Source organism: Erwinia sp. MYb416, from assembly GCF_037479575.1.
Classification (GTDB): Bacteria; Pseudomonadota; Gammaproteobacteria; order Enterobacterales; family Enterobacteriaceae; genus Erwinia; species Erwinia rhapontici.
On sequence record NZ_JBBGYT010000249.1, the window covers coordinates 1 to 1167 of the forward strand.

A 1167-nucleotide genomic window follows, 5' to 3' on the forward strand; every position below is an offset into this window, starting at 1 on the left:
CAACCAGCCGGTACGGCCAGCACGGTAATCCAACGGCATCACTTCATCACCGCTCAAAGATAGAGGTAACCCCGGCCAGAGAGAGACTTCGGCAGGCAGGTCGCACCAGGTGAGGCTATTTGGCATCACAGCTCCTGTAAGGACTTAATTATCACTATTGTTGCTCAACATAGGCAGAGCATTAAAACCACGCAAGAGGCTACCCTGTAAGCCCGCCTTCTGGCAACATAAAGCTAATGACCGGAAAGCGGTTCTTTCTCCAGGATTGAAGGGTTGAGATGGCAAAAGCCAAACTGAAGTTTCGTCTTCACCGTACGGTGATCGTCCTGATTTGCCTGACACTCCTGGTCGTGCTGATGCAGGGCGCCTCCTGGTTCAGTCTGGGACACCAGATGGCGCGTTCTGAACAGGTTGAAGAGCTGGCCCATACGCTGACGCGCCAGGTCGCCTGGACGCTGACGCCGCTGATGGATAATCCGGATGATAATCATCAAAAAATTATCGATTCGCTTGACCAGATGACCCATGAAAGCCGCATTCTTGATGCTTCGCTGTATGACAGCGAGGGAAGTTTGATCGCGCACAGCGGTGAAAACATTAACGTACGTGACCGCCTGGCACTGGATGGTCAGCGCGCCGGTAGTTACTTTAACCATCAGATTGTCCAGCCGCTGGCGAGTAAAGACGGCCCGCGCGGATTTCTGCGCGTCACGCTGGATACCCACGTACTGGTCACCGAAGCCAAGCAGGTGGATAACACCACCAATATACTGCGCTTAATGATGATTCTGGCGCTGGCTATCGGCATTATTCTCTCCCGTACCTTGCTGCGCGCTCGTCGTACCCGCTGGCAGCAGTCGCCGTTCCTGCTCACCGCAAACAATCCGGTGAAAGAGGATGATGAGAATGAAGAGGATACGGTGAGTCCCGGTGACACTCAGCCTTCCTCTGCCGCCGCAGAGAAACCGCAGTGAGAAACCGTGGAAATGAATGGGGAAAACGGAGGCTGGCTGAATGCCAGCCTCGCGGGAGAAATTACTCTTTATCGCCCAGCAACACAGACTCCAGCGCGATTTCAATCATCTCACTGAAGGTGGTCTGACGCTCGGCTGCAGTGGTCTGCTCATGGGTACGGATATGGTCAGATACGGTGCAGATGGTCAGCGC

1 protein-coding gene and 2 pseudogenes are annotated in these 1167 nt (G+C 54.3%); 1 reads left to right on the top strand and 2 read right to left on the bottom strand.

Annotated elements, in window-relative coordinates; translation table 11 throughout:
* Positions 1 to 126: pseudogene (serB, locus tag WH277_RS02310) on the bottom strand (phosphoserine phosphatase); the annotation flags it as partial.
* Positions 127 to 278: 152 nt separating this feature from the next.
* On the opposite strand from serB, the gene WH277_RS02315 reads away from it, so the two are divergent.
* Positions 279 to 974: a YtjB family periplasmic protein gene (locus WH277_RS02315; RefSeq protein ID WP_339456959.1), complete on the top strand. Its 696-nt coding sequence runs from the start codon at positions 279 to 281 to the stop codon at positions 972 to 974.
* A 61-nt stretch (positions 975 to 1035) separates the two neighbouring features.
* Here WH277_RS02315 and deoD read toward each other — a convergent pair.
* A pseudogene (gene deoD, locus WH277_RS02320) lies at positions 1036 to 1167 on the bottom strand (purine-nucleoside phosphorylase); the annotation flags it as partial.

Coding starts and splice junctions, on each gene's coding strand:
- WH277_RS02315 (WP_339456959.1), top strand. CDS start 279: ATGGCAAAAGCCAAACTGAAGTTTCGTCTTCACCGTACGGTGATCGTC.